Raw genomic sequence first — 3,380 nt, 5'->3', positions numbered from 1 at the left:
ACAAAACCCCACAGGATTACCTGTGGGGTTTTGCGCAATAAAAGCCTGACGATGACCTACTTTCACAGACGTCCGTCCACTATCATCGGCGCGAAGGCGTTTCACTGTCCTGTTCGGGATGGGAAGGAGTGGTACCACCTTGCTATGGTCGTCAGGCGTAACTGGTTGAGCGGTTGCGGGTTAGCGCAACGGCTCCAATCTTGGAAGAAACACAACGTGTGGATGATCAGAGGCTAGCTCGATGATCATGCACAGGGGGGTCGTAATTGGTGTTGGCTGGCTGCTGACGGTGCAGCCAGATTTTGTATTGAACGACACTTGGAACGCTATATCACCAGGTCAATAACCATCAGTGTTATAGGATCAAGCCTCACGAGCAATTAGTATCGGTTAGCTTAACGCATTACTGCGCTTCCACACCCGACCTATCAACGTCCTGGTCTCGAACGACTCTTTAGGGGGATCAAGTCCCCGGGATACCTAATCTTCAGACGAGTTTCCCGCTTAGATGCCTTCAGCGGTTATCTCTTCCGTACTTAGCTACCCGGCAATGCCATTGGCATGACAACCGGTACACCAGAGGTACGTCCACTCCGGTCCTCTCGTACTAGGAGCAGGCTCCGTCAAGTATCCAACGCCCACGGCAGATAGGGACCAAACTGTCTCACGACGTTTTAAACCCAGCTCACGTACCTCTTTAAATGGCGAACAGCCATACCCTTGGGACCGGCTACAGCCCCAGGATGAGATGAGCCGACATCGAGGTGCCAAACACCGCCGTCGATATGAACTCTTGGGCGGTATCAGCCTGTTATCCCCAGAGTACCTTTTATCCGTTGAGCGATGGCCCTTCCATTCAGAACCACCGGATCACTATGTCCTGCTTTCGCACCTGTTCGACTTGTCAGTCTCACAGTCAAGCACGCTTATGCCATTGCACTATCAGCACGATTTCCGACCGTACCTAGCGTACCTTCGAACTCCTCCGTTACACTTTGGGAGGAGACCGCCCCAGTCAAACTGCCCACCATGCACTGTCCCCGATCCGGATAACGGACCAAGGTTAGAACCGCAAACAAACCAGGGTGGTATTTCAAGGATGGCTCCACGTGATCTAGCGACCACGCTTCAAAGCCTCCCACCTATCCTACACAGGCCGGTTCACAGATCAATGCAAAGCTACAGTAAAGGTTCATGGGGTCTTTCCGTCTAGCCGCGGGTAGATTGCATCATCACAAACACTTCAACTTCGCTGAGTCTCAGGAGGAGACAGTGTGGCCATCGTTACGCCATTCGTGCAGGTCGGAACTTACCCGACAAGGAATTTCGCTACCTTAGGACCGTTATAGTTACGGCCGCCGTTTACCGGGGCTTCGATCAAGAGCTTGCACCCCATCACTTAACCTTCCGGCACCGGGCAGGCGTCACACCCTATACGTCGACTTTCGTCTTTGCAGAGTGCTGTGTTTTTAATAAACAGTCGCAGCCACCGATTCTCTGCGACCCCATCATGCTAAGCGCGCAGGCGCTTCACACTACCGGGGTATACCTTCTCCCGAAGTTACGGTATCAATTTGCCGAGTTCCTTCTCCTGAGTTCTCTCAAGCGCCTTGGAATATTCATCCCGTCCACCTGTGTCGGTTTGCGGTACGGTCTCGTACAGCTGAAGCTTAGAGGCTTTTCTTGGAACCACTTCCAATCACTTCGCAAGCAATGCTCGCTCGTGCCATACCCTTGATTTACGCGCCCGGATTTGCCTAAGCGCCATCTTCGATACAGCAACAGGGACATCCAACACCCTGATGATCTTCCGCGATCCGTCCCCCCATCGCACTGTACGACGGTACTGGAATATTAACCAGTTTCCCATCAGCTACGCATCTCTGCCTCGCCTTAGGGGCCGACTCACCCTGCGCCGATGAACGTTGCGCAGGAAACCTTGGACTTACGGCGAGGGGGCTTTTCACCCCCTTTATCGCTACTCATGTCAGCATTCGCACTTCTGATACCTCCAGCAGCCTTTACAAGCCACCTTCGCAGGCTTACAGAACGCTCTCCTACCGCGTGCACTAAAAGTGCACACCCGCAGCTTCGGTTTATCGCTTAGCCCCGTTACATCTTCCGCGCAGGACGACTCGATCAGTGAGCTATTACGCTTTCTTTAAAGGATGGCTGCTTCTAAGCCAACCTCCTGACTGTCTATGCCTTCCCACTTCGTTTCCCACTTAGCGATAATTCGGGACCTTAGCTGGCGGTCTGGGTTGTTTCCCTCTTGAGTCCGGACGTTAGCACCCGGTGCTCTGTCTCCCAAGCTGTACTTGCGGGTATTCGGAGTTTGCCATAGTTTGGTAAGTCGCCATGACCCCCTAGCTATAACAGTGCTCTACCCCCCGCAGTAATACTTGAGGCACTACCTAAATAGTTTTCGGAGAGAACCAGCTATTTCCAGATTTGTTTAGCCTTTCACCCCTATCCACAGCTCATCCCCTAATTTTTCAACATTAGTGGGTTCGGTCCTCCAGCACGTGTTACCGTGCCTTCAACCTGGCCATGGATAGATCATCTGGTTTCGGGTCTACACCCAGCGACTGAATCGCCCTATTCGGACTCGCTTTCGCTACGGCTTCCCTATTCGGTTAACCTTGCCACTGAATGTAAGTCGCTGACCCATTATACAAAAGGTACGCAGTCACCCCACAAGGAGGCTCCTACTGTTTGTATGCATACGGTTTCAGGATCTATTTCACTCCCCTTCCGGGGTTCTTTTCGCCTTTCCCTCACGGTACTGGTTCACTATCGGTCGATCACGAGTATTTAGCCTTGGAGGATGGTCCCCCCATCTTCAAACAGGATTTCACGTGTCCCGCCCTACTTGTCTTACGCTTAGTTCCACACACAAGATTTCATCTACAGGGCTATCACCTGCTACGGCCGGACTTTCCATTCCGTTCGACTATCTTGCGCGCTAAAACGTAAAGGCTCTTCCGATTTCGCTCGCCACTACTTTCGGAATCTCGGTTGATTTCTTTTCCTCGAGCTACTGAGATGTTTCAGTTCACCCGGTTCGCTTCCACTAGCCTATGTATTCAGCTAGGGATACCGCATTGCTGCGGTGGGTTTCCCCATTCGGACATCTACGGATCAAAGCTTGTTTGCCAGCTCCCCGTAGCTTTTCGCAGGCTACTACGTCCTTCATCGCCTGTGATCGCCAAGGCATCCACCATATGCACTTAGTCGCTTGATCCTATAACGCTGTAGGCTATAGGACCTGAGTATTAGCGTTTGTGCCGTTCATAAGTTTCAAAGCGGTCTGAGGTTATTCACCCCAGTCTTGAGAACTTGGAACAAAATAATGCAATCACAACCCGTACTTATTTTCT

Annotated in this window: 2 rRNA genes; both read right to left on the bottom strand. The window is 51.9% G+C overall.

Annotated features, from left to right (window positions below):
- Window positions 1-43: 43 nt before the first annotated feature.
- Window positions 44-156: ribosomal RNA gene (gene rrf, locus V6F88_RS27760) — 5S ribosomal RNA — on the bottom strand.
- Window positions 157-359: 203 nt separating this feature from the next.
- Window positions 360-3,244: ribosomal RNA gene (locus V6F88_RS27755) — 23S ribosomal RNA — on the bottom strand.
- Window positions 3,245-3,380: the final 136 nt, after the last annotated feature.

The sequence above is a fragment of the Achromobacter sp. ESBL13 genome (assembly GCF_036668755.1).
Taxonomy (GTDB): Bacteria; Pseudomonadota; Gammaproteobacteria; order Burkholderiales; family Burkholderiaceae_B; genus Achromobacter.
This window is presented reverse-complemented; position numbering and strand designations above follow the sequence as displayed.